The 24930-nt window shown below is 74.4% G+C and carries 26 protein-coding genes; 12 read left to right on the plus strand and 14 right to left on the minus strand.

Translation table 11 applies throughout. The features are described from left to right. The first annotated feature begins 80 nt into the window (after positions 1 to 80). The 4 genes from HOP40_RS25085 to HOP40_RS25100 are packed head-to-tail and all read left to right on the plus strand — an operon-like array spanning position 81 to position 4594. Positions 81 to 1721, plus strand: coding sequence for an ArnT family glycosyltransferase (locus HOP40_RS25085; protein WP_172162644.1), 1641 nt, complete (start codon positions 81 to 83; stop codon positions 1719 to 1721). A gap of 47 nt (positions 1722 to 1768) precedes the next feature. Continuing rightward, on the plus strand, positions 1769 to 3364 hold the full coding sequence (gene lnt, locus HOP40_RS25090) for an apolipoprotein N-acyltransferase (RefSeq protein WP_172162646.1): 1596 nt from the start codon (positions 1769 to 1771) through the stop codon (positions 3362 to 3364). Continuing rightward, positions 3357 to 4103, plus strand: a complete 747-nt coding sequence (locus HOP40_RS25095; protein WP_172162648.1) for a polyprenol monophosphomannose synthase — start codon at positions 3357 to 3359, stop codon at positions 4101 to 4103. The genes lnt and HOP40_RS25095 overlap by 8 nt, the downstream gene beginning before the upstream one ends. After that, on the plus strand, positions 4100 to 4594 hold the full coding sequence (locus HOP40_RS25100; RefSeq protein WP_172162650.1) for a phosphoribosyltransferase: 495 nt from the start codon (positions 4100 to 4102) through the stop codon (positions 4592 to 4594). The genes HOP40_RS25095 and HOP40_RS25100 overlap by 4 nt, the downstream gene beginning before the upstream one ends. Positions 4595 to 5121: 527 nt before the next feature. Here the strand turns inward: HOP40_RS25100 and HOP40_RS25105 are convergent. From HOP40_RS25105 to ligD, 6 genes are all read right to left on the minus strand, one after another. Further along, complete coding sequence (locus HOP40_RS25105; protein WP_172162652.1) at positions 5122 to 6405, minus strand: cytochrome P450; 1284 nt, start codon at positions 6403 to 6405, stop codon at positions 5122 to 5124. Between the two features lie 105 nt (positions 6406 to 6510). After that, positions 6511 to 6855, minus strand: coding sequence for an RNA polymerase-binding protein RbpA (locus HOP40_RS25110; RefSeq protein ID WP_141276432.1), 345 nt, complete (start codon positions 6853 to 6855; stop codon positions 6511 to 6513). 240 nt (positions 6856 to 7095) lie between these two features. Further along, positions 7096 to 8469 carry an MFS transporter gene (locus HOP40_RS25115; RefSeq protein ID WP_172162654.1) on the minus strand — a complete coding sequence of 458 codons (1374 nt, stop codon included), beginning with the start codon at positions 8467 to 8469 and terminating at the stop codon, positions 7096 to 7098. Then, positions 8466 to 9761: an MFS transporter gene (locus HOP40_RS25120; protein WP_172162656.1), complete on the minus strand. Its 1296-nt coding sequence runs from the start codon at positions 9759 to 9761 to the stop codon at positions 8466 to 8468. The genes HOP40_RS25115 and HOP40_RS25120 overlap by 4 nt, the downstream gene beginning before the upstream one ends. 9 nt (positions 9762 to 9770) lie before the next feature. Beyond that, positions 9771 to 10565: a glycerophosphodiester phosphodiesterase family protein gene (locus tag HOP40_RS25125; protein ID WP_172162658.1), complete on the minus strand. Its 795-nt coding sequence runs from the start codon at positions 10563 to 10565 to the stop codon at positions 9771 to 9773. Between the two features lie 2 nt (positions 10566 to 10567). Next, positions 10568 to 12472, minus strand: coding sequence for a non-homologous end-joining DNA ligase (gene ligD / locus HOP40_RS36650; protein ID WP_338053033.1), 1905 nt, complete (start codon positions 12470 to 12472; stop codon positions 10568 to 10570). A gap of 68 nt (positions 12473 to 12540) precedes the next feature. Here ligD and HOP40_RS25135 point away from each other — a divergent pair, with 68 nt between their 5' ends. The 3 genes from HOP40_RS25135 (at position 12541) to HOP40_RS25145 (ending at position 13697) form a co-directional block, all read left to right on the plus strand. After that, positions 12541 to 12738, plus strand: a complete 198-nt coding sequence (locus HOP40_RS25135) for a (2Fe-2S)-binding protein (protein ID WP_172162661.1) — start codon at positions 12541 to 12543, stop codon at positions 12736 to 12738. Between the two features lie 125 nt (positions 12739 to 12863). Beyond that, on the plus strand, positions 12864 to 13349 hold the full coding sequence (gene bfr / locus HOP40_RS25140; RefSeq protein WP_172162664.1) for a bacterioferritin: 486 nt from the start codon (positions 12864 to 12866) through the stop codon (positions 13347 to 13349). Positions 13350 to 13490: 141 nt separating this feature from the next. After that, on the plus strand, positions 13491 to 13697 hold the full coding sequence (locus HOP40_RS25145; protein ID WP_172162667.1) for a DUF3072 domain-containing protein: 207 nt from the start codon (positions 13491 to 13493) through the stop codon (positions 13695 to 13697). A 101-nt stretch (positions 13698 to 13798) separates the two neighbouring features. Here HOP40_RS25145 and HOP40_RS25150 read toward each other — a convergent pair whose 3' ends face one another. Genes HOP40_RS25150 through HOP40_RS25165 form a run of 4 tightly spaced genes read right to left on the minus strand, consistent with a single transcriptional unit; the run spans position 13799 to position 16852 of the window. Then, positions 13799 to 14122, minus strand: coding sequence for a hypothetical protein (locus HOP40_RS25150; protein ID WP_172162670.1), 324 nt, complete (start codon positions 14120 to 14122; stop codon positions 13799 to 13801). A 20-nt stretch (positions 14123 to 14142) separates the two neighbouring features. Then, entirely contained in the window at positions 14143 to 14733 is a 591-nt protein-coding gene (locus HOP40_RS25155) for a TetR/AcrR family transcriptional regulator (RefSeq protein WP_205346903.1), read from the minus strand. A 20-nt stretch (positions 14734 to 14753) separates the two neighbouring features. Further along, positions 14754 to 15908, minus strand: coding sequence for an FAD-dependent monooxygenase (locus HOP40_RS25160; RefSeq protein ID WP_172162673.1), 1155 nt, complete (start codon positions 15906 to 15908; stop codon positions 14754 to 14756). Further along, a complete protein-coding gene (locus HOP40_RS25165) occupies positions 15905 to 16852 on the minus strand; it encodes an NAD-dependent epimerase/dehydratase family protein (protein WP_172162676.1) in 948 nt (315 codons plus the stop codon). Before HOP40_RS25165 ends, HOP40_RS25160 begins: the two co-directional genes overlap by 4 nt. A 246-nt stretch (positions 16853 to 17098) precedes the next feature. On the opposite strand from HOP40_RS25165, the gene HOP40_RS25170 reads away from it, so the two are divergent. Continuing rightward, positions 17099 to 17569: a CGNR zinc finger domain-containing protein gene (locus tag HOP40_RS25170; protein WP_240157263.1), complete on the plus strand. Its 471-nt coding sequence runs from the start codon at positions 17099 to 17101 to the stop codon at positions 17567 to 17569. Next, positions 17569 to 18315 carry a GNAT family N-acetyltransferase gene (locus tag HOP40_RS25175; RefSeq protein ID WP_172162682.1) on the plus strand — a complete coding sequence of 249 codons (747 nt, stop codon included), beginning with the start codon at positions 17569 to 17571 and terminating at the stop codon, positions 18313 to 18315. The genes HOP40_RS25170 and HOP40_RS25175 overlap by 1 nt, the downstream gene beginning before the upstream one ends. Here HOP40_RS25175 and mgrA read toward each other — a convergent pair. Further along, positions 18284 to 19312: an L-glyceraldehyde 3-phosphate reductase gene (mgrA, locus tag HOP40_RS25180; protein ID WP_172162685.1), complete on the minus strand. Its 1029-nt coding sequence runs from the start codon at positions 19310 to 19312 to the stop codon at positions 18284 to 18286. The genes HOP40_RS25175 and mgrA overlap by 32 nt on opposite strands. Before the next feature lie 56 nt (positions 19313 to 19368). Continuing rightward, positions 19369 to 20157, minus strand: coding sequence for a helix-turn-helix transcriptional regulator (locus tag HOP40_RS25185; RefSeq protein ID WP_240157264.1), 789 nt, complete (start codon positions 20155 to 20157; stop codon positions 19369 to 19371). A gap of 49 nt (positions 20158 to 20206) precedes the next feature. Between HOP40_RS25185 and HOP40_RS25190 the strand changes: the two genes are divergently transcribed. Then, on the plus strand, positions 20207 to 20614 hold the full coding sequence (locus tag HOP40_RS25190; RefSeq protein WP_172162691.1) for a DUF2000 domain-containing protein: 408 nt from the start codon (positions 20207 to 20209) through the stop codon (positions 20612 to 20614). Here the strand turns inward: HOP40_RS25190 and HOP40_RS25195 are convergent. Further along, positions 20611 to 21657 carry an NADP-dependent oxidoreductase gene (locus tag HOP40_RS25195; protein ID WP_205346904.1) on the minus strand — a complete coding sequence of 349 codons (1047 nt, stop codon included), beginning with the start codon at positions 21655 to 21657 and terminating at the stop codon, positions 20611 to 20613. The genes HOP40_RS25190 and HOP40_RS25195 overlap by 4 nt on opposite strands. Before the next feature lie 118 nt (positions 21658 to 21775). Here HOP40_RS25195 and HOP40_RS25200 point away from each other — a divergent pair, with 118 nt between their 5' ends. Beyond that, positions 21776 to 22363 carry a QsdR family transcriptional regulator gene (locus tag HOP40_RS25200; RefSeq protein WP_240157265.1) on the plus strand — a complete coding sequence of 196 codons (588 nt, stop codon included), beginning with the start codon at positions 21776 to 21778 and terminating at the stop codon, positions 22361 to 22363. Between the two features lie 199 nt (positions 22364 to 22562). Further along, complete coding sequence (locus HOP40_RS25205) at positions 22563 to 24230, plus strand: AMP-dependent synthetase/ligase (protein WP_172162697.1); 1668 nt, start codon at positions 22563 to 22565, stop codon at positions 24228 to 24230. Here the strand turns inward: HOP40_RS25205 and HOP40_RS25210 are convergent. Continuing rightward, on the minus strand, positions 24227 to 24859 hold the full coding sequence (locus tag HOP40_RS25210; protein ID WP_240157266.1) for a DUF4232 domain-containing protein: 633 nt from the start codon (positions 24857 to 24859) through the stop codon (positions 24227 to 24229). The two genes, HOP40_RS25205 and HOP40_RS25210, sit on opposite strands and share 4 nt — an antisense overlap. Between the last annotated feature and the right edge of the window lie 71 nt (positions 24860 to 24930).

The following is a 24930-nucleotide window of genomic DNA, read 5'->3' on the forward strand; positions in this document are numbered from 1 at the left end:
CGAGCGGGCAGCAGGGTCGCCGCACGCCGCAGGGCCGGGGGCTGCTTCCGCACCTCCCGGATCACCCTAGGAGGCGACCCGTGTCCGTGACGATCCGGACCGAGCAGACGCCGCCGGCGACCACGGCGGGTGACCGACCGCCGACGCGTCGCGAGATCGGCCGGCGGGAGGTCGGGCTCTGGACGCTCGGGTCCGCCGCGCTCTCCACGGCCGTCACGCTCGCCCTGCCGCACCTCGGGATCGGCAACGACAGCTACCAGTACCTCGGCGTCGCCGACAACCTGCTCACCGGGGCCGGGGTCACCACCGACATCCCGTTCTTCGACGTCGAGACCGCGCACGGCGTCGTCCCCTCGCCGATCACCACGCACCCGCCGGGCTACCCGGTCGCGATCGCCGCGGCGCGGCTGCTCGGCCTGCCGCCGGTGGCGGCGGCCGTCGCGGTCTCCGTGCTCGCCGCGGCGCTCACCGTGCTCGTCCTGGGGCTGGCCTGCCGGCGCCTGGGCGTGCCGCGGTGGGCCGCGCGCGTCGCCGTCGCCGGGTTCATGCTCAACCCGTTCACTCTGGTCCACGCGGGCTCGGTGCTCAGCGAGTCGCTGTTCACGCTGCTGGTGACGTCCGCGGTGCTCGGGATGGTCGTCGCCGAGCGCACCGGCGCGCGGACCGCGTCGGTGCTGGCGGGCGTCGCGCTGGGGCTGTCGGTCCACGTCCGCTACGCCGGGCTGTTCGTCGTCGTCGGGGCGGCGGTGGGCCTCACGCTGCTGCTGCTGCTCGCGCGCCGCGACCGGCGCTCGGCGCTGGCGCTCGCCCTCACCGTCGGCACCGCGCTGCCCCTGTTCGCGCCCCTGCTCGTCCGCAACCAGCTCGTCGCCGGCACCTGGCGCGGCGGCAACGACGTCGACGTCGACCACCCCGTCCTCGAGCTGCTCGCGAAGACGGCGTGGACGGGCGTGCACCTCGTCGTCGGCGACGCGTCGGGTCCGCTCGCACGCGTGCCGCAGGCGCTGCTCGCCGTGGCCGTCCTGGCCGCGCTCGTGCTGCTGGTGCGCCGCCGCCCCGACCTGCGCGACGGGGCGCTCGTGCTGCTCGCCGCCGCCGTCGTCGTCTACGCGGCGCTGATGTTCGAGGCCGGGCTGGTGTCGGTGATCTCCTACGGGCCGCGGATGTTCCTGCCCGTCCTGCCCGCTGCGCTGCTGCTCCTGGCCCTGGCGGCCTCCCGGGTGCGCGACGCCCGGCCGGTCGCCTCGCGCGCGGCGGTGCGGGCCGGGGCCGCGGTCGTCGCGGTGGCGGCGCTGGCCGTCGGCGTGCTCGGCGCGTTCGCGAAGGCCGACGCGCCGCCGCACGTCGGCGTCGCCGAGCGCCTCGCCGCACCGCTGGCCGGCGGCGGGACCACCGCGGAGTGGCTCGACGCCCACCTGGCCCCGGGCGAGCCGGTCGTCGCCGCCGACGGCCAGGCCACCGGCTACGCGCTGCAGGAGCCGGTGGTCGGGCTCGTCGAGTCGACGTTCTCCGACACCCGCTGGGACGAGGAGACCGTCGCCGCCCTGATGGACCGCTCCGGCGCCCGCTACCTGCTGCTCTACCGCCACCCGCAGGACGGCGGGGGCGCGCTCGTGGAGCAGGAGTCGCCGTTCCTGGGGATCCTGCTCGCCGGCCGGCCGGCGGAGACGCTGCGCCCGGTCGCGTCGAGCGCCGAGGTCCTGGTGCTGGAGCGCCGGTGACCCGCAGCGATCACGGCCACCACACCGCGCGGACGTAGGCTCCCAGCGTGGCCGCACCCACCACCGACCCCGCCCCGCCCGCCGGGGCGCCCGCGCGTCCGCGCGCCCTCGTCCCCGTCCGGCTGCTCGCCGCCGCCGGGGGCGGGTACCTGCTGTACCTGAGCTTCCCGCCCGGCACGCTGTGGTGGCTCGCCCTGCCCGCGTTCGCGCTGCTGGGGGCCGTGCTGCGGGGCCGCTCGGCCCGCGGCGGCGCGCTCTACGGGTTCGTGTTCTCGATGGCGTTCCTCACGCCGCTGCTGGTGTGGGTCAGCTCGCTCGTGCAGTGGCTGCCCTGGATCGCGCTGTCGGTGTTCGAGTCGCTGTTCGTGGCCGTCGCCTGCGCCGGGATGGCCGTGGTGTCCCGGCTGCCCGCCTGGCCGCTGTGGGCCGCCGCGGTGTGGGGGATCGGCGAGTCGGTGCGCTCGCGCGTCCCGTGGGGCGGGATGCCGTGGGGGCGGGTCGGGTTCGGCCAGCCCGACGGCCCGTTCCTGCCGGTCGCCGCGATCGGCGGGGTGCCGCTGCTGTCGTTCGTCACGGTGCTGGCCGGGCTGGCGCTCGGGGAGGTGGTGCGCCGCCTCGTGGCCCGCGAGGGGTTCACATCGGTCCGCGGCCCCGCCGTGCTCGCCGTCGCCGCGCTGCTCACCGGCCCGCTCGCGTCGCTGGTGCCGGCGTTCGGCGGCGGGCCCGACCGGGTCGTGACCGTCGCCGCCGTGCAGGGCAACGTGCCGCGCCTGGGCCTCGACTTCAACTCCCAGCGCCGCGCCGTGCTCGACAACCACGTCCGGGTCACCGAGGAGCTGGCCGCCGAGGTCGCCGCCGGGCGGCAGCCGCAGCCCGACCTCGTCGTCTGGCCGGAGAACTCCTCCGACATCGACCCCCTGCAGAACCCCGACGCCGCCGCCCGGATCGACCGCGCGGCGCGCGCGGTCGGCGTGCCGATCCTGCTGGGCACGATCCTGCGCAACCCGCCCGAGATGGCCAACGGCGACGGTCCGACGGCCAGCAACGCCGCCGTGGTGTGGGAGCCCGGCGCCGGGGTGGTCGCGCGCAGCGACAAGCGCCGCATCCAGCCCTTCGGCGAGTACATGCCGTGGCGCAGCTTCTTCCGGCTGCTCTCGCCCTACGTCGACCGCGCGAGCAACTTCCTACCCGGGCCGGGGGAGGGCGCCCTCGACGTCAACGGGGTGCGGGTGGGCATCGCCATCTGCTGGGAGATCGCGTTCGACGACCTGCTCGCCGACAGCGTCGCCGCCGGCGCGGAGATGCTCGCCGTGCCGAGCAACAACGCCACCTTCGGGTTCACCGACATGACCTACCAGCAGCTGGCGATGTCACGGATCCGGGCGGTGGAGTTCGACCGCTCGGTCGTCGTCGTCACCACCTCGGGGGTCAGCGCCACCGTCACCACGGACGGCACCGTCACCGCCCGGACCCAGCAGTTCACCCCCGACACCCTGGTCGATCGGACCACGCTGCGCACCACCACTACGCTGGCCAGCCAGTTGAGGTCGGGCCCGGAGTGGGTCGTGGTCGCCCTGGGCCTGGGAGCCGTCGCACTGGCGCTCGCGGCTCACCGCCGGGCGGGAAGGAAGTCGGATGTCTGAGGTCCCGGGACCCATACTGGTGGTGATCCCGACCTACGACGAGCGCGAGAACATCGGGCCGATCATCGCGCGCCTGCACGCCGCCGTCCCCGACGCCGACGTGCTCGTCGTCGACGACAACAGCCCCGACGGCACCGGCGAGCTCGCCGACGCCCTCGCTGCGGCCGACCCCCGCATCTCCGTGCTGCACCGCACCGCGAAGGACGGCCTCGGCGCCGCCTACCTCGCCGGGTTCGCCCACGCGCTCGGCGGGCCGCACCAGGTCGTCGTGGAGATGGACGCCGACGGCTCGCACGCCCCGGAGGACCTCCCCGCCCTGCTCGACGCCCTCCGCGACGCCGACCTCGTGCTGGGCTCGCGGTACGTGCCCGGCGGCGCGGTCCGCAACTGGCCCGCGCACCGCGAGTGGCTCTCCCGCGGGGGCAACCTCTACTCGCGGCTCGCGCTGGGCGTGCCGATCCGGGACATCACCGGCGGGTACCGGGCGTTCCGCCGCCAGGTGCTCGAGGAGCTCGACCTCGGCGAGGTCGCCTCGCAGGGCTACTGCTTCCAGGTCGACGTCGCCTACCGGGCCGTGCTGGCCGGGTTCCGCGTGCGCGAGGTGCCGATCACGTTCGTCGAGCGCGAGCGGGGGGCGTCGAAGATGAGCCGCTCGATCGTCACCGAGGCCCTGTGGCTGGTCACGCGCTGGGGCGCGCAGCGCCTGCTGCGCCGCAGCCCCGCCACGGTGCCCGCGTGAGCGACCGCGAGACGCTCACCTGGGAGCTGTTCGGCTCCGCCTCGCGCGAGCTGGCCGAGCAGGTGGCCGCCGACGGCTACCGCCCCGACATCATCCTGTCCATCGCCCGCGGCGGGCTGTTCGTCGCCGGGGCGCTGGGCTACGCGCTGGACGTGAAGAACCTGCACGTGGCGAACGTCGAGTTCTACACCGGCGTCGACGAGCGGCTGCCCGTGCCGATCATGCTGCCGCCGGTGCCGAACGTCGTCGACCTCTCCGGGGCGCACGTGCTCGTCGCCGACGACGTGGCCGACACCGGCGCCACCCTCAAGCTGGTGCGCGACTTCTGCACCGGCCACGTCGCCGACGTCCGGTGCGCGGTGGTCTACGAGAAGCCGCACTCCACCGTGCAGTGCGAGTACGTGTGGCGCCGGACCGACCGCTGGATCAACTTCCCCTGGTCGACGCAACCCCCGGTGGTGGAACGGAACGGCCAGGTCCTCGACGCCTGAGTCGCCCGAGCCGTCACGGCCGGGTGGTGGCTCGGCGGGGCGGCACCTGCGGACGAGCCGGTGATCGTCGAGAAGGTCACGTCACGGCCCTGCCGAGGACCCTGACGACGCACTCTCGGCGATCATCGGTCCATGATCACCGGGACCGCACCGGCACGGTCACGCCGACGACCCTGACGATGCACTCCTGACGATCACCGGAACCAACCCGGCCGTCCGTGCCCCGGGGCACGGACCGTGCAGTGGACCGGACGGCGAGGTGCTCGACGTCGGACCCCGTCCGTGACGGCGGCTCGCGGCACAGCGGTGCGGCACCTGCCGACGAGCTGGTGATCGTCGAGAAGGTGACGTCACGGCCCTGCCGAGGACCCTGACGACGCACTCTCGGCGATCATCGGTCCATGATCACCGGGACCGCACCGGCACGGTCACGCCGACGTCCCTGACGATGCACTCCTGACGATCACCCGGCCGGCCCGCGCCCAACGACCGTGAGGCGCCCCGGGACCGCCGCCCCCCGGGGGACGTCAGAGGGTGTAGTTCTGCCTCTTGATGCCGTTCACGAAGTTCGAGAGCAGGCGGTCGGGTTCTCCCACCGCGCGGATCGTCGGGGCGCGGGTGAGGAGCTCGGTCAGCAGGATGGTCGACTCCGTGCGGGCCAGGTTCGCGCCCAGGCAGTAGTGCGGGCCGGGGGCGCCGAAGCCGAGGTGCGGGCCGGGGGAGCGGCTGATGTCGAAGCGGTCGGGGTCGTCGAAGACGGCCTCGTCGCGGTTGGCCGAGGTGTAGAACAGCAGCAGCTTGTCGCCGGCGCGGACCTCGGTGCCGCCCAGCTCGCCGTCGGCGGTGGCGGTGCGGCGGAACTGCAGCACCGGGCTGGCGTGCCGCACCACCTCCTCGACGGTCGCCCCGATCCGCCCCTCGACGTCGGCCAGCAGGTGCTCGCGCTGCTCGGGGTGCGCGGTGAGCAGGCGCAGCGCGTGCGTGATCGTCGCGCGGGTGGTCTCGCTGCCGGCCAGCACCAGCAGGATGAACAGGGTGGCGACCTCGCGCGGGGTGAGCCGCTCGCCGTCGACGTCGGCGTGCACGAGCGTGGAGACGAGGTCGTCGCGCGGCTCGCGGAGCCGGTCGCGGCCGGTGCGGCGCACCAGCCGGTGCAGCGCCTCCCCGGCGAAGGCCAGGCGCGCGCTGACGGACACGACGTGCCGCACGCCGGGTGCCCCGTGGTGCATCAGGTAGGAGCGGCGGACGCCGGTGTACTCGGGGTCGGCGGAGCCGACGAGGGTGTTGCCGTGCCGGGCGACGAGGTCGTGGTGGGAGTCGTCGAGCCCGAGCATCGCGCAGATGACGGCCACGGGCAGGCGCTGCGCGACGCCGCTGACGAACTCCCCGGAGCGCTGCGCCAGCACGTCGTCGACGATCCGGGACGCGCGGGCGCGGATGTCGTCCTCCAGCCGGGCGAGCATCCGCGGCGAGAACGCCCGCACGACGACCTTGCGCAGCCGCGCGTGCTCCGGGCCGTCCTTCTGGATCATCGAGTCCAGGTAGCGGGTCAGCCACGGCGGGATGTCGAAGAGGGAGGCGGCGTTGGGGGCGTTGGCGAACAGGCCCGCGTTCCGGCTCGCGGTGACCACGTCGGCGTGCCGGACGACGGCGTGGAAGCCGTCGACCCCGCCGGAGAAGGGGGTGGGGTCGCGGAAGGGGATCCAGGGCAGGCCGTCGTGGCGGCGCAGGGCGGCGAAGACGGCGGCGCGCTCGTCGTCGGGCCGGGCCCAGAACGCGAGATGGCCGGGGGAGGTGTCGGCGGTGGTCATGATCCCCGCATCGTGGCGGGGCGGGGCGCGGAGGCACAAGAGGCCCCGGACGCACCGGAGCCGGGCCACCCCTGGGCGGCCCGGCTCCTGTGGAGACCCGTCGGGTCAGGCGATCTCGCGGCGGCGCTCGGCCAGCAGCTCGAGGCGCTCGTTGAGCAGCACCTCGAGGTCGGCCACGGAGCGGCGCTCGAGCAGCATGTCCCAGTGCGTACGCGGCGGCTTGGTCTTCTTCTGCTCCGGCTCCGAGCCGTCCACCAGCTTGGAGATGCTGCCGTGCAGGCGGCACTCCCACGTGTGCGGCGCCTCGGCGTCGTGCGAGAAGGGCACCTCGAAGTCGTGCCCACGCGGGCACGCGTAGCGCATCGACTGCCGCGGCGCGAGGTCGTGGTTGCGATCGGTCTCGTAGCTGACAGCCCCGAGCCGGCTGCCACGGAGCACGCGGTCGGCCATGCGTCTTCCTCCACTTCTGAACCGAGGGAGCCTCCCTCGGCGTTCACCACCGGGTGTAACGTCTGCCTCGCAGGCGCTGTTCCCGCTCGGGACGTCCCACGGCGTGGTGTCGATGTCACATGACCGACACCGGCCGTATGCCGTCCCGATCCGACAGTGTGGCCCATCCGGCCGGTTCTCACACGTGACTGTGACGTGTCAGCCAACTGTGACTTATGTCACGGGCTCGACGACGGGTGTTTACAGGACCGCAGGCTCCTCGTTACCCGCCGCCCGGATCGCGCGCCCCACCGGCACGGCGGCCAGCGCGGCGCCTCCCACCACGAAGAACGCGATCAGCGAGACGATCGCCGGGCGGAACGACCCGGTGGCGTCGGCGACCGCCGCGAACACCAGCGGCCCCAGCCACGACGTGCCCTTCTCGCCGACCTCGTAGAGCGCGAAGTACTCCGCCTCGCGCCCGGGCGGCACCATCTGGCTGAACAGCGAGCGGGTCAGCGCCAGCGTCCCCCCGAGCACCAGGCCGATGCCCAGCGCGACGGCGTAGAACTGCAGCTGCTGCCCGGCCGCGACGAAGTAGGCCCCGGTCACGACGGCGGTCCAGGCCACGAGGCTGCCCAGGATCGTCCGCTTGGCCCCGAACCGGGCCGCGAGGCGCCCGTGCACGACGGCGCCGGCGAACGCCACGAACTGCACGATCAGGATGGTCACGATCAGCACCTCGCGGGGGAGCAGCAGCTCGCGCTCCCCGTAGAGCCCGGCGATCTGCGCGACCGTCGAGATGCCGTCGGCGAACACCAGGTAGCTGCCCAGGAACGCGAGCGTCAGCGGGACCGAGCGGGCGTGCCGCAGCGTCGCGGCGAGCTGGCGGAACCCGGCCGTCAGCACGGCGGCGCCGCGCTCGGTGCCCTGCGGGGGCTGGTGGCGGCGCAGCCGCCGCAGCGGGACCAGCGTGAACGCCGCCCACCACAGCCCGGCGGTGAGGAAGCAGATCCGCACGGCGTCGGACTCCGACAGCCCGACGAGGTCGCGGCCCAGGTAGATCGCCAGGTGCAGGACGAGCGCGAGCCCGCCGCCGAGGTAGCCGAACGCCCAGCCGCGGGCGGAGAGCGCGTCGCGGCCGTCGGGCCCGGCGAGCTCGGGCAGGTAGGAGTAGTAGACGACGATCGACACCCCGTAGGCCGTGTTCGCCACGAGGAACAGCACGAACCCGAGCTGCCAGTCGGTGCCGGCCACCAGCGCGAGCGCCGCCGTGGCCACCGACCCCAGGAACGCGGAGGCGCCGAGCATCCGCCGCTTGTCCTGGGTGCGGTCGGCGATGGCGCCGGTGATCGGCAGGACGAGCACCTGCAGCACCGTCGCCAGCGAGATGAGGTAGCCGAACACCGAGCCCGCGGCGACGTCGAACCCGAGCAGGGACACGTCGCAGTCGACGAGCGCGCTGTCGCCGGTGCACGACCGCCCGCGGGCGCGGGCGTCGGCCTCGGCGACGCCCGTCAGGTACAGCGAGAGGAACACCGTGATGACCGAGGTCTGGAACACCTGGTTGGCCCAGTCGTAGAAGACCCAGCCGCGGCGCTCCCGCTCCTCCTCGGCGCTCACGGGAGCGCTCACGCCGGTCGCCGCACCGGCAGCAGCGCCACCAGGCCGATGGCGAGCACCAGCAGGATCCCCAGGATCCCGGCGCGGTCGGAGGCGAACAGGTAGGTGAACAGGCCGACGAGCGTGGGGGCCAGGAACGACGCGGCGCGCCCGGTCGTGGCGTAGAGGCCGAACAGCTCGCCCTCGCGGCCCGGCGGGGCCAGCCGCGCCAGGAACGTCCGCGACGACGACTGCGCGGGCCCCACGAACAGGCACAGCGCGAGCCCGAACACCCAGAACATCGCGGGCCCCGACACGACGAGCAGCACGACGCCGACCCCGAGCATCCCGGCCAGCGACCCGACGATCACGGCCTTCGGGCCGACCCGGTCGTCCACCCAGCCCGCGGCCAGCGCGCCCGCGGCGGCCACGACGTTCGCCGCGACCCCGAAGACCAGCACGTCGTCGTCGGCGATGCCGTAGACGGTCACCGCGAGCACCGCGCCGAAGGTGAACACCGCGGCCAGACCGTCGCGGTACAGCGCGCTGGCGCCCAGGAAGTACAGCGTGTGCGGGCTCTCCCGGTACAGCGCGCGCAGGTCGGCGAACAGCGCCCGGTAGGACGCGAGGATCCCCAGCCGCGCCTCGGCGCCGCGCGTCGCCGGCACCTCGGGCACGACCAGCAGCATCGGGATCGCGAACACCAGGAACCAGGCCGCGGCCACCAGCGCCACGAGCCGGATGTGGAACCCGTTCTCCGTCGGGATCCCGAGCACCCCGCCGCCGCCGGCGATGAACCCGACGTAGACGACGAGCAGCAGCACGATCCCGCCGAGGTAGCCCATCGCCCAGCCGAAGCCGGACACCCGGCCCACCGTCGCGGGCGTCGACACCTGCGTGAGGACCGCGTTGTAGGACACCGACGCGAGCTCGAAGAAGATCGACCCGAGGCCCAGCAGGACCAGGCCCAGCGCGAGGAAGGTGTAGTCGTCCTCGACGAGGAACAGCCCGGCCATCGTCGCGATCGTCAGGGCCGTCCACACCGCGACGGCGCGCTTGCGCCGCCCCGCCGCGTCGGCCCGGCGCGCGATCACCGGCGCCATCAGCGCGATGAGCAGCCCGGACGCGCCGATCGAGTAGCCCAGCCAGCTGTTGGCGCTCACCGGGCCCGGCAGGTCGGCCCCGACCGAGTCGGTGAGGTAGACCGAGAAGACGAAGGTCAGGATCACCGCGTTGTACGCCGCCGAGCCCCAGTCCCACAGGCCCCAGGCCAGCACCTGCCCCCGGGCGACGGGCGGGGTCCCCACGGGCGCGTCGGTACTCACCGGCGGAGACTAGCGGCTCTCCGACGGCCAGGCCCCGCGCTCGCGCAGCACGTCGCGCAGCAGGTCGGGGCGGTCCGACAGCAGCCCGTCGACGCCCATGTCGAGCAGCGCCACCATCTCCGCCGGGTCGTCGACGGTCCAGACGTGCACCTCGCGCCCGGCGGCGTGCGCGGTGGCGACCAGCCGGGCGTCGACGACGGTGAGCGGGCCGAACCGGCGGGGCAGCTGCGCGAGCTGCCCCGCGAAGGGCAGGGCCGGGAGCCGCGAGGCCGGCGCGGGCAGCGCGTCGAGCCAGGCGCGCGAGCGCAGCCCGAGCGCGGAGGTCATCCCCATCGAGGTGCACAGCCTCGGCCCCGCCGCGCGGCGCGCCCGCTGCAGCCACCGCTCGTCGTAGGCGCCCAGGCAGACGCGGTCCCAGGCGTCGAGCCGCTCCAGCACCGGCAGGGTGACGTCGACGGCGGCCGCGGACTTCATCTCGATCGTGCAGCGTGTGCCGGGCAGGGCGGCCAGCACGTCGGCGAGCAGCGGCACCGGCTCGGTGCCGCCCACCCGCACGTCGGCCAGCTCCGCGGCCCGCAGCGCCGCGATGCGGCCGGCGCCGTCGGTGGTGCGGCCCAGCACGGCGTCGTGGTGCACGACCGCCACGCTGTCGGCCGTGGCGTGCACGTCGAACTCGAGGTAGCCGAAGCCCTCCTCGACCGCCCGGACGAAGCCCGCCATCGTGTTCTCGGCCCCGCTGCCGGTGTGCCAGCCGCGGTGGGCGTAGGCGCGGGGGTACGGACCGTCGAGGTAGGGGTGACCCATGATCAGGAGCCTAGGCGGGGCAGCCGCTGGGGCTCACCGAGCAGGGGGGCCATCAGGTCGCCGTGCTCGGCGATCCGCCCGGGCAGGTCGGTGAGGGTGAACGTGAGGTGCTCGGGGCGCCGGCAGGCGCGCACCTCGTCCCAGGTGACGGGGGTCGCCACCGTCGGGCGGGCGCGCCCGCGCAGCGAGTAACTGCCGATCGTCGTCTTGTGCGGGTTGTTCTGGCTCCAGTCGACGAAGATCCGGCCGCGGCGGCGCGCCTTCGCCATCACCGCGGTGACGCGCTTGGGGTCCTCGGAGGCGAGCTCCTCGGCGAGCGCCTTCGCGAACTCCGAGGTCTGCTCGGCCCGCGAGACCCGGACCGGCAGGTAGAGCTGCATGCCCTTGCCGCCGCTGGTGCGGGGGTAGGCGACCAGGTCGTCGTCGGCGATGCGCTCGGCGATCCGCAGCGCGACCCGCGCGCAGTCGACGACCGTGGTGCCCTCGCCCGGGTCGAGGTCGAACACCACGAGGTCGGGCAGGTGCCGGCCGTCGCGCGGGCCGACGCGCCACTGCGGCACGTGCAGCTCCAGCGCGGCGAGGTTGGCCGCCCAGGCGAGGCCCTGGACGTCCTCGATGACCGGGAAGTCGGCGGTCTCCGAGCGCCCGCCCGGCGTGCCGACGCGGGCCGTACGGATCCACGGGGGCGCGTGCCGGCTCACGTCCTTCTCGAAGAACGAGCCGCGCTCCACGCCGTCGGGCCAGCGGACCATCGTGACCGGCCGGTCGCGCAGGTGCGGCAGCATCACCTCGGCCACGGCGAGGTAGTGCTCCAGCACCTGCGCCTTGGTGGTCCCGGTGAGCGGGTAGAGCACCTTGTCGGGGTTGGTCAGCCGCGCCTTGCCGACGGCCGTGCGCCGCGGGGGCGCGGGCGCCGCGGGCGCGGGCTTCCCCGATCCCGTGGCCACCTCGACCCAGTCCTCGCTCGGGCCCGGGGCGTAGGGCGAGTCGCCCCGCTTCGCGACGACCGAGGGCAGCCCCTGCTGCGCCACCGCCGCCACGACCTCCGCGCCCGCCCCGGGGAACACCGGCGCCGGCCGCCAGTGCGCGCCCGCCAGGGGCAGCGCGTCGAGCAGCGCGCGGCGCTCGTGGAACGGCAGCGGGGCGACGTCGCGGCCGTCGAGGTGCAGGAGGTCGCCGATCCAGAGGTCGTCGGTGCCCGGTGCGAGCTCGCCGTCGAGCAGGACGCGGGTGGCCGAGAGCGACGGGCCCAGCCCGCGCAGGCGGGGGAGCGAGGACGTGAGGTCCTCGCCGTCGGCGTCGCTGATCTGGGCGCGGCCGCCCTCGACCCGGACGATCACCCGGCGGCCGCCGAACCCGGGCTGCAGCCACCAGTCGTCGCCCTCGGGAAGCGGGCCGGGCGTCGCGAGCATGGGGCGGGCGTCGTGGGGGAGCGGCTCCTGGCCGGGCGGGGTGGGGTCGGAGCGGCGCAGCAGCCAGTCGTTCTCCCCCCGCCCGGTCCGGATGAAGACGTGCCGGCCCTGCGCCCGCTGCCCGTGGAAGACGACGGCGACCTCGCGGCCGTGCCACTTCTCGGTCTCGTACGTGCCGGTGTCCCAGATCGTCATCGTCCCGCCGCCGTACTCGCCCGCCGGGATCTCGCCGTGGAAGTCCAGGTACTCCATGGGGTGGTCCTCGGTGCGGACGGCGAGGCGGACCGTCTCGTCGTCGGGCGGCAGGCCCTTGGGCACCGCCCAGGACACGAGCACGCCGTCGCGCTCCAGGCGCACGTCCCAGTGCAGCCGCCGGGCGTGGTGCTCCTGGATGACGAAGCGCGTACCCGGGCCCTCGGCCTGCGGGTCGTGCTCCGGGACGGGCTCGGGCGTGCGGGCGGAGTCGCGCTTGCGGCGGTACTCGTCGAGCGGCACGCGCACAGCCTATTGCGCTCTCGGATGATCAAATGGGAGCATAGCCTTACCTGAACAAAGGGGTGGCTGTGTACGTCTGCATGTGCTTCGCGGTGTGCGACCGCCAGATCCGCTCGTGCATCGGGCGCGGCGCGCGCACCGTCGAGGAGGTCGGCGAGGCCACCGAGGCCGGCACCGGCTGCGGCGGCTGCCAGGACCACATCGACACCCTCCTCACGGCCTCGCTGGCGCCCTCCGAGCTGTCCGAGCTGCCCGCCACCGCCTGAGGTCGCCCTCACCGCTGCCCAGGTCATCCTCGCTTCTCCGCAGGTCATCCTGCGTCCGGAGTGGTCACGACGACGCGTTACCGTCTTCCTCGACCGCTTTCCCCGACGCGAGGACACCGACCCCCATGCGTGGCGACCCCGAGATCATCGAGCTCCTGAACGCCCAGCTCACCAGTGAGCTCACGGCGATCAACCAGTACTTCCTGCACGCGAAGATGCAGCAGAACTGGGGCCTGACCAAGCTCGCGGCCTACACGCGTGACGAGTCCATCGACGAGATGAAGCACGCGGAGAAGATCACCGACCGCATCCTGTTCCTCGAGGGCCTGCCGAACTACCAGCGCCTGGGCACGCTGCGCATCGGGCAGACCGTCAAGGAGCAGCTGGAGGCCGACCTCTCCATCGAGCTCGCCGTCGTCGAGCGGCTGCGCCCGGGCGTCATGATGTGCCGGTCCAAGGGCGACGCCACCACCGCGACGCTGCTCGAGGAGATCCTCGCCGACGAGGAGCACCACATCGACTACATCGAGACCAACCTCGAGCTCATCGAGAAGCTCGGCGAGCCGCTGTACCTGGCCCAGCTCGTCGACCAGCCCCCGAACCCGGGCTGACCGGTCATCCCCGGAGGCCGGCGCCACGGCGCCGGCCTCCCTGCCCGCCGCTCGTACGAGCAGGCCGACCGGAACCTGTCATAACGGCGACCGAGGGGCGTCCGAGGTGCGGGGAGGGGCGTTCGAAGATACGTTCGAGCCATGACCGACAAGAACGATGTCCCGGCCACCGCGGAGAAGGATCCCGACGACTGGACCACCGGCGACGAGCCCATGACGGGCGCCCAGAAGTCCTACCTCCAGACGCTGGCCACGGAGGCCGGCGAGGAGGTTCCCGGCGACCTGTCGAAGGCCGACGCGTCGAAGAAGATCGACGAGCTGCAGTCGCAGACCGGCCGGGGCCAGTAGGCCCTGCCCGGAGCTCCTACCTGGGCCTCCTCGAACATCCGATAATCGAGGTTATGACAGTTCAACCCGCGGAGGCCCGCTCACAGGGCCTCCCGGGCAGCTCAGTCGTAGTCGCGCCAGATCTCCGACACCCCGGCGGCCGGTACGGCGCCGGGGTCGGTGCGGCCCTCGACGGTCACCATCACCGCGCCCGACGGCATCTCCAGCACGACGCGGCGGTTGTTGGGCACGTCCGCCTGCAGGACGCCGCGCGGCATGACGTGGCCGTGGTCGTCGAGCGCTGTGATGAGCACGTGGCTGCCGCCCCAGGTCGAGCCGAACGTGACCCAGGAGCGCTTCACGACGGCCGAGGACCGGCCGGCCTCGACCATGGCGGTGGCCCGGAACGAGCCGTCGGGCTGCGGGGTGAGGGGGATGCCGAACATGCGGGTGATCGTTCCAGACGTCAGGGCCTGGCCGCCACGAACGGCATGACGATCTCGTCGGTGATCCGCAGGACGACCTCGTCGTCGATCGGGTCGCCCGTGATGAGGAACCGGTGCCACAGCACGCTCTGCCCGAGCTCGCGGGCGAACTCGACCGGCACGTCGGGGCGCAGCTCCCCCCGGCCGATCCCCCGCCGGATCAGCCGCGCCATCTCGGCCTTGCGCCACCCGATGACGCCCTCGCGGAACGCGGTGCGCAGCTCCGGGTCCTGCTGCATGGCGGCGACCGTCGCGGCGACGACCGGCGCGGTGGCCGGGTCGGTGAGCGTGGCGGCCCAGCCGCGCAGCACGGCGAGCAGGTCGTCGCGGTAGCTGCCGGTGTCGGGCGCTGGGATCGACCCGGTGGCCACGTGCAGCAGCACGTCCCGCAGCAGCGACGCCCGGTCCGGCCACCGCCGGTAGAGCACCGGCTTGGACGTGCCGGCCGCCGCGGCGACCGCCTCCATCGTCACTCCCCCCGGCCCGTGCGCGGTGACCAGGACGAGCACGGCGCGCCGGATGGCCGCCTCCAGCTCCGCGCCCCGGCGCCGGCGGGCCGGGGCGGCGCTCACCGCACCATCCTGCACCGGGCTCAGGACGCCCGGCCCGGGTGCCCGGCGACCCCGACGGGTGGGGGCTCCCACCGCTGCACGGCGGCCACCTGCGACGCGGTCCACGCGTCGGGCAGCAGGCGCACGACGCCGTCGCGGATCGCGGCGGCCACCGGGGACGAGGCCTGCGCGACGGCCCCCACCCGGCGGGAGGTGCGCAGGAGCCGGGCGGTCCGGGGGCGGCGCAGGGCGTCGTAGCGGTCCAGGGCGCGGTCGACTCCCCCGGTGTCGCCCGTGAGCAGCCGCACCAGCGTCGCCGCGTCCTCGAGCGCCTGCCCGCCGCCCTGGCCGAGGTCGGGCGTCATGGCGTGGGCGGCGTCGCCGAGCAGCACGCACCGCCCGCGCCGGAACGTGCGCAGCGGCGCGGCGAGGTCGTGGATGTCGAGGCGGTGCACGGCGTCCGGGTCGGTCGCGTCGAGGACGGCCGGGATCGGCGCGTGCCAGCCGGCGAAGGCGGCGCGGGCTGCGACGTGCTCGTCGTGCGGCGGGACGCCGGCGGGCATCGAGCGCACCCCGAACCAGTACACGCGGCCGTCGTGCAGCGGGACCAGGCCGAACCGCAGCCCGCGGCCCCAGGTCTCCCCCGCGCCACCGAGCAGGTCGACCGGGGTGCGGGTGACGCCGCGCCAGGCCGAGTAGCCCGAGTACCGCAGGCCCGGGTCGCCCGGCCAGGACGCCCGGACCGCGCTGCGGATGCCGTCGGCGGCGACGACCAGGTCGGCGGGCTCCACTCCACCGGAGTGGGTCACCGTCCGCCCGTCCGCCGAGACGCCGGTGACGTCGACGCCGCACCGGACCTCCCCCGCCGCGTCGCCGAGGACCTCCTGCAGGTCGGCGCGGTGCACGACCCGCAGGTCGGCGACGGCGGTGCCCGGCAGCCGGGCCAGCCAGCGGCCGTCGGGCGTGCGCTGGCCGGCCTGCAGCGCCGCGGCCGAGGCCGAGGTGCGGGCGCGGACGGCGTCGCCGAGGCCGAGGGCGTCGAGCGCGGTGAACCCGTTGCGCCACAACGACAGCCCGGCTCCGACGGCCCGCAGCTCGGCCGCCCGCTCCAGCACGACGACGTCGGCCCCGGCCCGGCGCAGGCCCGCGGCCGCCGCCAGCCCGCCGATGCCGGCGCCGATCACGACGGCCCTCACGCCGCCCGCCCTCCGGTCGTGCGGCGGCGGTACGAGGCGAGGGTGCGGTCGATCCCCTCGGCGTAGGGCGTCGGGGTGGACCCGAACCGCCCGGCGAACGCCGAACCGTCGACCACGAACGGCATCTCGAACTGGTAGACGAGCTCGGCGCCCTCCCGGGCGAGCGGCCAGACCAGGCCCAGCGCCCGCCCGGCGCGCGACCCGATCCGCACGAGCGGCGCCCGGTCGCCGGTGCGGGCCCGGATCTGCGTCACCAGCGCGCGCCCGGTCGTCGGCGCGGGGTGCGGGACGTGCCACACGCGGCCGAGCGCGTCGTCGGGCGCCTCACCGAGGGTGGCGAGGACCGCGGCGAAGTCGTCGACGAGGGTCGGGGTCAGCGCGTGGTCGAGCCCGCCGACCCAGCACAGCGGACGGCCCGCGACGGCCGCGCCGAACAGGCTCGCGGCCAGCAGCGACTCGACGCCGGGCCCGTAGAGCTCCCCGGCGCGCCCGATCACCGTGGCGCACCGGCCGCGGGCGTGCGCGCCCAGGACCGTGTCGGCGAGCCAGGCCCGCAGGACGCCCTTCGGGCAGACCGGACGGACCGGCGTCGACTCCGTCATCGGCGCGTCGACCCGCCCGTACATCCAGGTGTCGTCGGCGAAGACCAGGCGGGCCCCGGCCGCGGCCGCGCCGACCACGGTGCCGCGGACGGCGGCCGGGAAGACCGTGGTCCACCGGTCGAGCGGCGGGTTCACGGCGTTGTAGACGGCGGAGGCGCCCGCGCAGACCTCCCGCATCCGGGCGGCGTCGACGGCGTCCCCCGTGACGACCTCGACGCCGTCGGGCGCCGGACCGCCGCGCCTGCTCACCGCGCGGACCCGGTGCCCCCGTCGGACCAGCTCCCGGACGAGCGCGGAGCCGGTGCCCCCGGTCGCGCCCACCACCACGTGCAGATCGCTCATGTCGGCCTCCTGAGATACGCTACCGTATCTTCATCGGCTCGGTCCGGGAAGAGCGGACGGGCGAGCCGACCGGGACGGCGTCCTGCAGCATCCGCCACCGCCCGCACGGGCAGCGCTGGTAGGAGACGAGCCCCTCGGAGGTGAGGTGCCGGGAGACGGTGGACCACTGGTGCGTCATGGCCTCGACACTGCTGTAATGAGCTTGTGCACATCAACCCTTACGGGCGTGACCCGGTTCTCCTCGCCGTGGACCTGGTCAACCGGCCCCCCGCGACGGCCGACGCGCTGCGGGCTCGGTGCCTCGACGCCGGGCTGGTGGTCGACGCCCCCGTGCGGGAGGCCGACCTCACCGAGGTCCGGGACTACCTCGACGCCTGGACCGGCATCGTCGACGCCCCCGAGCCGGCCGACCGCGCCCGCGCGCTCAACGCACTGCTCGCCGCCTCGGCCGCGCACCCGCGCCTGACCGACCACGCCGACACCGGCTGGCACATCCACTACCGCGACGACGACATGACCCTCGCCGGGGTCGTCTGCTCGCTGGTCAGCGTGGGGACGGCGCTGCACCTGACCGGCCGCGGCATGCACCGGCTGGGCCGCTGCGGGGCCGACGGCTGCGGGCGGGTGTTCGCCGACGTCTCGCGCACCGGGCGGCAGCGCTACTGCTCCCCCGCCTGCGCCAACCGCGACGCCGTGCGCCGCCACCGGAGCCGGTGATGGACCGCGACGCGCTGCGGCGGGCCTACGACGAGCAGGTGCGCCGGGGCGGGCGGTCCGGTGCGGTGGTGCGGGAGGACTCCCCCACGTGGGCCGGCGTCGCCTGGTCCGACCTCGACGAGGACACCGTCGACGCCGCCGTCGCCGAGCAGGTCCGGCACTTCGCCGGGCGCGCGTGGGAGTGGAAGCACTACTCCTACGACGCCCCGGCCGACCTCCCGGCCCGGCTCGCCGCCGCCGGCCTGGTGGCGGGCGAGCCGGAGACGGTGCTGGTCGCGGACCTGCGCGCGGTGCGCCTCGACGCGCCTGCGCCTCCCGGCATCGAGCTCCGCGAGGTCGACGGCGCCGCCGACGCCGCGGACCTCGTGGCCGTGCACGACGCCGTCTTCGGCGGCGACCACTCCGCGATCGGCCGCGAGCTGCTCGCCTCGGTGACGACGGTGGGGGTGGTGGCGCGGGCCGGCGGCGTCCCGGTGGCCGCGGGGCGGGTCGAGCTGGGCCCCGGCCCGGACTTCGCCGGGCTGTGGGGCGGCGGGACGCTGCCGGAGTGGCGCGGGCGGGGCCTGTTCCGGGCGCTCGTCGCGCACCGGGCGCAGCGGGCCGCCGCCCGCGGTCACCGCTTCCTGCAGGTCGACGCCACCGCGGCCAGCGCCCCGATCCTGCGCCGGCTCGGGTTCGTCGAGCTGGCCGTCACGACGCCGTTCACCCTCGCTCTCAGCGCTCCGCCGACGCCGCCCACAGGTTGATCCCGCCGTCGACGGCGTGCTCGTCGATCCGCTTGAGCTCCTCGTCGTCGAAGGAGAGCCGGTCGAGCGCGCCGAGGCTGTCGTCGAGCTGCTCGACGCTGCTGGCGCCGATCAGCACCGACGTCACGCGCTCGTCCCGCAGCGCCCAGGCCAGCGCCATCTGCGCGAGCGACTGGCCGCGGGCGGCGGCCATGTCGTTCAGCGCGCGGACGTGGCGCAGCGCCTGCTCGGTGAGCAGGTCGGGCGAGAGCGACTTGTCCTGCGCCGCGCGCGAGCCCTCGGGGATGCCGTCGAGGTACTTGTTCGTCAGCATCCCCTGCGCGAGCGGGGAGAACGCGATGCAGCCGACGCCCTCCTCGCCGAGGACGTCGAGCAGGTCCTCCTCGATCCAGCGGTTGAGCATCGAGTACGAGGGCTGGTGGATGAGCAGCGGCGTGCCCAGGTCGCGCAGGATCGCGACGGCCTCGCGCGTGCGCTCCCCCGAGTACGACGAGATGCCCGCGTACAGCGCCTTCCCGGAGCGGACGGCCGTGTCGAGGGCGCCCATCGTCTCCTCGAGAGGGGTGTCCGGGTCGTAGCGGTGGCTGTAGAAGATGTCGACGTACTCGACACCCATCCGCGCGAGCGACTGGTCCAGGCTCGCCAGCAGGTACTTGCGCGACCCGCCGCCCTGGCCGTACGGGCCGGGCCACATGTCGTAGCCGGCCTTCGTCGACAGGACCAGCTCGTCGCGGTAGGGGCGCAGGTCCTGGGCGTAGATCGTGCCGAAGTTCGACTCGGCGCTGCCGTAGGGCGGGCCGTAGTTGTTGGCGAGGTCGATGTGGGTGACGCCGCGGTCGACGGCGCGGCGCAGGATCGCGCGCTGCGTCTCGAGCGGCTTGTCGTCACCGAAGTTGTGCCAAAGCCCGAGCGAGATCGCGGGCAGCAGGAGACCGCTGCGCCCGGTGCGTCGGAACGCGGCGGCGTCGTATCGGGTGGGGTCGGCGAGGTAGGTCACCGCCCCATCCTGCACCGGTCCCGGCAGGTCCACCGGTGTCGGCGGGCCCGCGACCGTCAGCGCCCCCCGCGGGCGAACCGGCCCGGCGTCGTGCCGACCTGCCGGGTGAAGTGCCGGTGCAGGTGGGCCTGGTCGTGGAAGCCGACGGCGCCGGCGACGTCGGCGATCGGGGCGCCCTCGAGCAGCAGGCGGCGGGCCCGCTCGACGCGGCGGCCGGTGAGGTAGCGGTGCGGCGGCAGCCCGTACGCGGCGGTGAAGCGGCGCACCAGGTGGGCGGGGTGGGCGTGCAGGATCCGGCCGGCGTCGCGCAGCGCGAGGCCGTCGGCGAGGTGGGCGTCGAGGAGGTCGCGCAGGTCGCGGGCCAGGCCGGGCCCTCCCGGGTCGTTTGCTCCGTCGGGCTCCGGCGCGGCCCGCAGGTGCGCGCGGATCCGGTCGCCGATGAGCGCCAGGCGGCTCTCGGCCTCCAGCCCGGTGCCCGGCTCCCGCAGCACGCGGTGCAGCTGGTCGACGCGGTCGCGCAGCAGGGCGTCGGGCAGGCTCGGGGTGGCGACGGCGGCACCGGTCAGCCCGGCGTCGAGGACGCCGGTGTCGACGTAGAGCACGCGCTTGCGGAAGCCGCCGTCGGTCGCCGCACGCCCGGTGTGGGCCACGAACGGCGGCAGCAGCGTGACCGCGGGTCGCAGCGCGCCGTGCTCGTGGCGGTCGAGGTCGTAGCGGATCGCGCCCTCGTCGACGACGAGCAGGGTCCACGTGTCGTGGGCGTGCACCGGGTAGGCGTGGTCGGTGAAGCGCGCGTGGAAGACCTCGGTGATGCCCGGGACGCCGGGCGCCCAGGCGCGCAGCACGTCACGAACGTACAAGAACGGCGGGGGCGCCGGCCGCGACGCTGGTCCCGTGCACTTCGACACCAAGATCGCCGTCCTGCTCCGCGACGACCTGGCCGGCTGGCAGCGGCTCAACGTGACCGCGTTCCTCGCCAGCGGCATCGCCGCGAACCCCGACCTGCTCGGCGAGCCCTACGCCGACGCCGACGACACCCCGTACCTGCCGATGTTCCGCCAGCCGGTGCTCGTGTTCGCCGGCACCCGCGAGGTGCTGACGGCCGCGCACGGCCGCGCGGTGGGCCGCGGGATGCCGATGGCGGTGTTCACGGCCGACCTGTTCGCCACCGGCCACGACGAGGCGAACCGCGCGGCGGTCGCGGCCGTCGCCCGCGAGAAGCTCGACCTCGTCGGGATCGCCGTGCACGGCCCGCGCAACGCCGTCGACAAGGTCCTGCGCGGGGCCGTGCTGCACGGCTAGCCTCGGGCGCCCCGATCGCGGACCGTGGGATCCTCGCCCACCTGGATGATCGTCTTGCCCAGGTTCTCGCCACGGAGCATCCCCCGGAACACCCTCGGTGCAGTGGCCAGGCCCGGCGTGATGTCCTCGAGGTAGGTGACCCGCCCGTCCCGGACCCACGCGGTCATGTCGGCGGTGAAGGACGTCGTCAGGGACTCGCGGAACTCGTCCTGGATGAACCCCCGGATGGTCAGGCTCCTGGTCAGCACGGTCCTCATCAGCGCCGGCGCGGGAGCCGGACCGGAGGTGGCCGCCGGGCCGTTGTACGTGGCGACCAGGCCGCACACCGGCACCCGCGCGTAGGTGTTGAGCCGAGGCAGGACGGCGTCCCACACGGCACCTCCGACGTTCTCGAAGTAGACGTCGATCCCGTCGGGTGCCGCGGCGTCCAACGCGTCGCCGAGCTCCCCCGCCGTGCGGTCGATGACCGCGTCGAAGCCGAACCGGCGGGCGACGGCCTCCTTCGCCGCCCCGCCGACGATCCCCACCGTCCGCGCGCCGAGGGCCGAGGCGATCTGGCCGACCGTCGCGCCCACCGGCCCCGTCGCGGCCGCCACGACGAGGGTCTCACCCCGCTCCGGCTTCCCGATCGCGGTCACACCCGCGTAGGCGGTGAAGCCCGGCATGCCCAGGACGCCGAGCGCCGTCGTGATCGGGGCCGCGGCCGGGTCCAGCCTGCGCACCCGGCTCGCCGCGGCCACGGCGAACTCCTGCCACCCCGAAGCGGCGAGGACGACGTCCCCGGGAGCGAAGGCGTCGTCGGCCGACTCCACCACCTCGCTCACCGTCGCGCCGACCATGACCGCGCCCAGCTCCACCGGATCCACGTACGAACGAGCCGCGTTCATCCGCCCTCGCATGTACGGGTCCAACGAGAGGTAGATGGTGCGCAGGAGCAGCTCCCCACGCTCGAGCGGCGGTGTCGACGACGACTCCATCCGGAAGTCGCCGTCGGCCGGTTCGCCGTCGGGCCGGGCTGCCAGGACGATCCTGCTGTTCTTCACGTGGTGCGCCTCTCCTGTGGACCGTTCACCGGGTCGCCGTTCGCGTCGGGGCCGGCCCGCCGGTCCGCGCTCCCCCTCGGGGGCCCGACGAGGACGAGGCCGCGGATAGTCTCGGCCCGTGCCGGAAGCCGCCCTCCCCGACGACGCCGCCGGCACGCGCACGCCGGAGCCGCAGGGACGGGACGCGGCGGTCCGCCTGGCGCGCACGTGGTTCATCGACAGCCGGCGCATCGAGATGCGGGCGCTCGCGGACGAGCTCGGCGTCAGCCGCATGACGATCAACCGCTGGGTCGGCAGCCGGGACCAGCTGATCGGGACGATCACCTGGGGGCTGGCCGAGAACGCGCTCGACCGCGCCCGGGAGAGGGCGACCGGATCGGGAGTCGAGGTCGTGGCGGGCACCCTCGAGGGATTCATCGCGACGGTGCTCGACGCGCCGTTCCAGCGGGCGTTCCTGCGTCAGGAGGGGGAGATCGCCCTTCGCATCCTGACCACCCGCAGCAGTCACCTGCAGCGCAACTTCATCGCGTACGTGGCCGAGCTGCTGCGTGACGAGCTCCCGGAGAGCGCCGAACGCATGCCGATAGACGACCTCGCCTACCTGCTGGTCCGCATCGCCGAGTCGTTCTGCTACGTCGACCTGATCTGCGGCGGGGAGCCCGACGCGAGCAAGGTCGGCGTCGCGGTCCGACTCCTGCTGAGCTAGGACGCGCGCGAGGTACGGCGGGCGGCGGACCGGACGGAGCATGGTGGACTCCTCGACCGAGAGCGGCGCGCAATCGTCTGGACTGTTACGTACTTGCCAACGTAACAGAATGGCTCTCGGCAGATGCCTGTTACTCATTGCCAGATGTAACGGGGCGCCCTACGGTGACGGGTGTGACCGACACCACTGAGAGGTGGGCATGACCGCGATCCCCACCCTCGCCCGGCTGGAGCAGTCCACCTCGTTGTGCGAGGTCCTCCTCGCGACCGCTTCGTCGCGCCTCGATCAGCCGGCTCTCCGGTCACACGGGTCGAAGGACGTGTGGACGTACCGCCAGGTGCTGGCCCGCATCGGTGAGGTGGCGAGCCGCCTCCGGCAGTGCGGTGTCGGTCGCGGTGACGTGGTGGCCCTCCTGCTGCGCAACCGGCCGGAGTTCCACGTCGTCGACGCCGCTGTCCTGTTCCTGGGCGCCGTGCCGTTCAGCCTGTACAGCACGGCGCCGCCCGAGCAGCTGAGACACGTCCTCGTCGACTCCGGAGCACGCCTGCTCGTGACGGAACGAGCCTTCGCGGGCGTGGTCGAGGCGACCCGGCGACTGGACACTCCGCTGGAGCGGGTGCTGGTGATCGATCAGCCGGCCGCTGCCGACGACGGGCTCGCGTCGGAGCTCGCCGCGGACACCACCGGTGTGGACCTCTCGTCCGCGGGCGTGGGACCGGACGACCTCCTGACGCTGATCTACACGTCGGGGACCACGGGGCCACCCAAGGGCGTGGAGCTGACCCACCGGAACATGCTCGAGCAGCTCCGCGGAGTGCACGCGTCCCTGCCGCTGGGCGGCGGCGGCCGCCAGGTCAGCTTCCTGCCCGCGGCCCACGTGGCCGACCGGTGGGCGTCGCACTACTCGGCCTTCATGACCTACGGCAACACGGTGACATCGGTGGCCGATGCGTCCCAGCTGTTCGACGCGATCACGGAGACGCGCCCGACGGTCTTCGGCGCGGTCCCCCGGATCTGGGAGAAGCTCAAGGCCCGGGCCGAGGCCGACCACGACGGCGACCTCGTCTCCGACGCACCCGGGAACCCGGCCCTCGCGGCCCGCGTCCGCGAACGCCTCGGACTGGACGCCGCCACGTGGGTCAACACCGGCGCCGCGCCCACACCGCCGAGTGTCGTGGAGTTCTTCGACGCCGTCGGCCTTCCGCTCTGCGAGGTGCTGGGGATGTCGGAGGTGTCCTGCCTGGTCACGATCAGCACGCCGACCAGCCGGCGGCCGGGGAGCGTGGGCACGCCGTTGAGCGGCGTCGAACTCGCGCTCGCCGACGACGGAGAGCTCCTCGTTCGAAGCGCTCAGGTCATGCGCCGCTACCGCGGCCTGCCCGAGAAGACGGCGGAAGCGATCGATGCGAACGGCTGGTTCCACACGGGTGACGTCGCGCGGATCGACGGAGACGGATTCGTGTGGATCGTCGACCGCAAGAAGGAGCTCATCATCAACGCGGCCGGCAAGAACATGTCTCCGGCCAACATCGAGATGGCACTGCTCACCGCCGGCCGTGCGATCAGCCAGGTGTGCGTCATCGGAGACCGGCGCGCCTACAACGTGTGTCTGGTCGTGCCGAACCGTGCGGCGTTCGGCTCCGACGAGGCGGCGGTGTCAGCTGCTGTCCAGGCACAGGTCGACGCCGCGAACGCGGGTCTCGCACGCGTCGAGCAGATCAAGAAGTTCGCCGTACTGGACGCCGAGTGGCTGCCCGGCCACGAACTCACACCGACGATGAAGCTGCGCCGCCGGGTGATCGATGCCACGTACTCCGGGGTGATCGAGAGCCTCTACCGCCACGGGGACGGAGGTGGGGGCGCCTAGTGGGCGGCGAGGGTCTGCACGACGAGCTGGTCGCCGGGCGGGGTGCTCGCGCAGCCGGTGCCCTCCATCGGCACGAACAGCGACGCGGTGTCGCCCGGCGGGTAGACGCGCAGGCCCCGCACCGGCGTCGGCGAGCAGGCCGCTGCGTCGTAGTTCTGGACGTTCACCAGCCGCAACGGCGCTCCCGCCGAGGCGCCGACGGCCAGGCGCACCTCGGGGCCGCGCGGGCCCTCCATCGCGGCGGCCGGGCCGACCTGGTGGCCGTCGTCGCCGGTCACGTAGGAGACGCCGGGGAAGCCGGTGAGCTCGCACGTGCGGTCGCCGGAGTTGGTGAGCACCAGGGTGGCGAAGCGCGAGCCGGCCGCCGCGCCGCCGTCGGCGAGCGAGCCGGTGAGCTCGGCGGTGGTGCAGCGGTCCGGCCCGCCGGGGGTGCCGCCCGGCGCCGGGTCCGTGGTCGCGGGAGCCGCCACGGGTGCGGTCGACGGCGCGGTCGACGGCGTGGTCGACGGCGTGGTCGACGAGCCGGTCACCGGCCCGTCCGGCGCCGGCGCCGGCGAGCAGCCGGCCAGCAGTGCCGCCGCGGCGCACGCGGCCGCGACCGTCATCGTCAGCCGTGCGGTCCTGGTCATGAGATCCCCCGATCCCTCGTCGTCGCTCCTGCAACGAGAGACGTCCCGCCCCGCTTCTGGTTGCAGCGTGC

Origin of the sequence: Pseudonocardia broussonetiae, assembly GCF_013155125.1 — a bacterium.
In the GTDB taxonomy this organism is placed as follows: domain Bacteria; phylum Actinomycetota; class Actinomycetes; order Mycobacteriales; family Pseudonocardiaceae; genus Pseudonocardia; species Pseudonocardia broussonetiae.

Coding starts and splice junctions, on each gene's coding strand:
- HOP40_RS25145 (WP_172162667.1), top strand. CDS start 13,491: ATGACCGACAAGAACGATGTCCCGGCCACCGCGGAGAAGGATCCCGAC.
- HOP40_RS25095 (WP_172162648.1), top strand. CDS start 3,357: ATGTCTGAGGTCCCGGGACCCATACTGGTGGTGATCCCGACCTACGAC.
- HOP40_RS25110 (WP_141276432.1), bottom strand. CDS start 6,855: ATGGCCGACCGCGTGCTCCGTGGCAGCCGGCTCGGGGCTGTCAGCTAC.
- HOP40_RS25205 (WP_172162697.1), top strand. CDS start 22,563: ATGACCGCGATCCCCACCCTCGCCCGGCTGGAGCAGTCCACCTCGTTG.
- HOP40_RS25165 (WP_172162676.1), bottom strand. CDS start 16,852: ATGAGCGATCTGCACGTGGTGGTGGGCGCGACCGGGGGCACCGGCTCC.
- HOP40_RS25175 (WP_172162682.1), top strand. CDS start 17,569: ATGGACCGCGACGCGCTGCGGCGGGCCTACGACGAGCAGGTGCGCCGG.
- HOP40_RS25210 (WP_240157266.1), bottom strand. CDS start 24,859: ATGACCAGGACCGCACGGCTGACGATGACGGTCGCGGCCGCGTGCGCC.
- HOP40_RS25125 (WP_172162658.1), bottom strand. CDS start 10,565: ATGGGTCACCCCTACCTCGACGGTCCGTACCCCCGCGCCTACGCCCAC.
- HOP40_RS25105 (WP_172162652.1), bottom strand. CDS start 6,405: ATGACCACCGCCGACACCTCCCCCGGCCATCTCGCGTTCTGGGCCCGG.
- HOP40_RS25150 (WP_172162670.1), bottom strand. CDS start 14,122: ATGTTCGGCATCCCCCTCACCCCGCAGCCCGACGGCTCGTTCCGGGCC.
- bfr (WP_172162664.1), top strand. CDS start 12,864: ATGCGTGGCGACCCCGAGATCATCGAGCTCCTGAACGCCCAGCTCACC.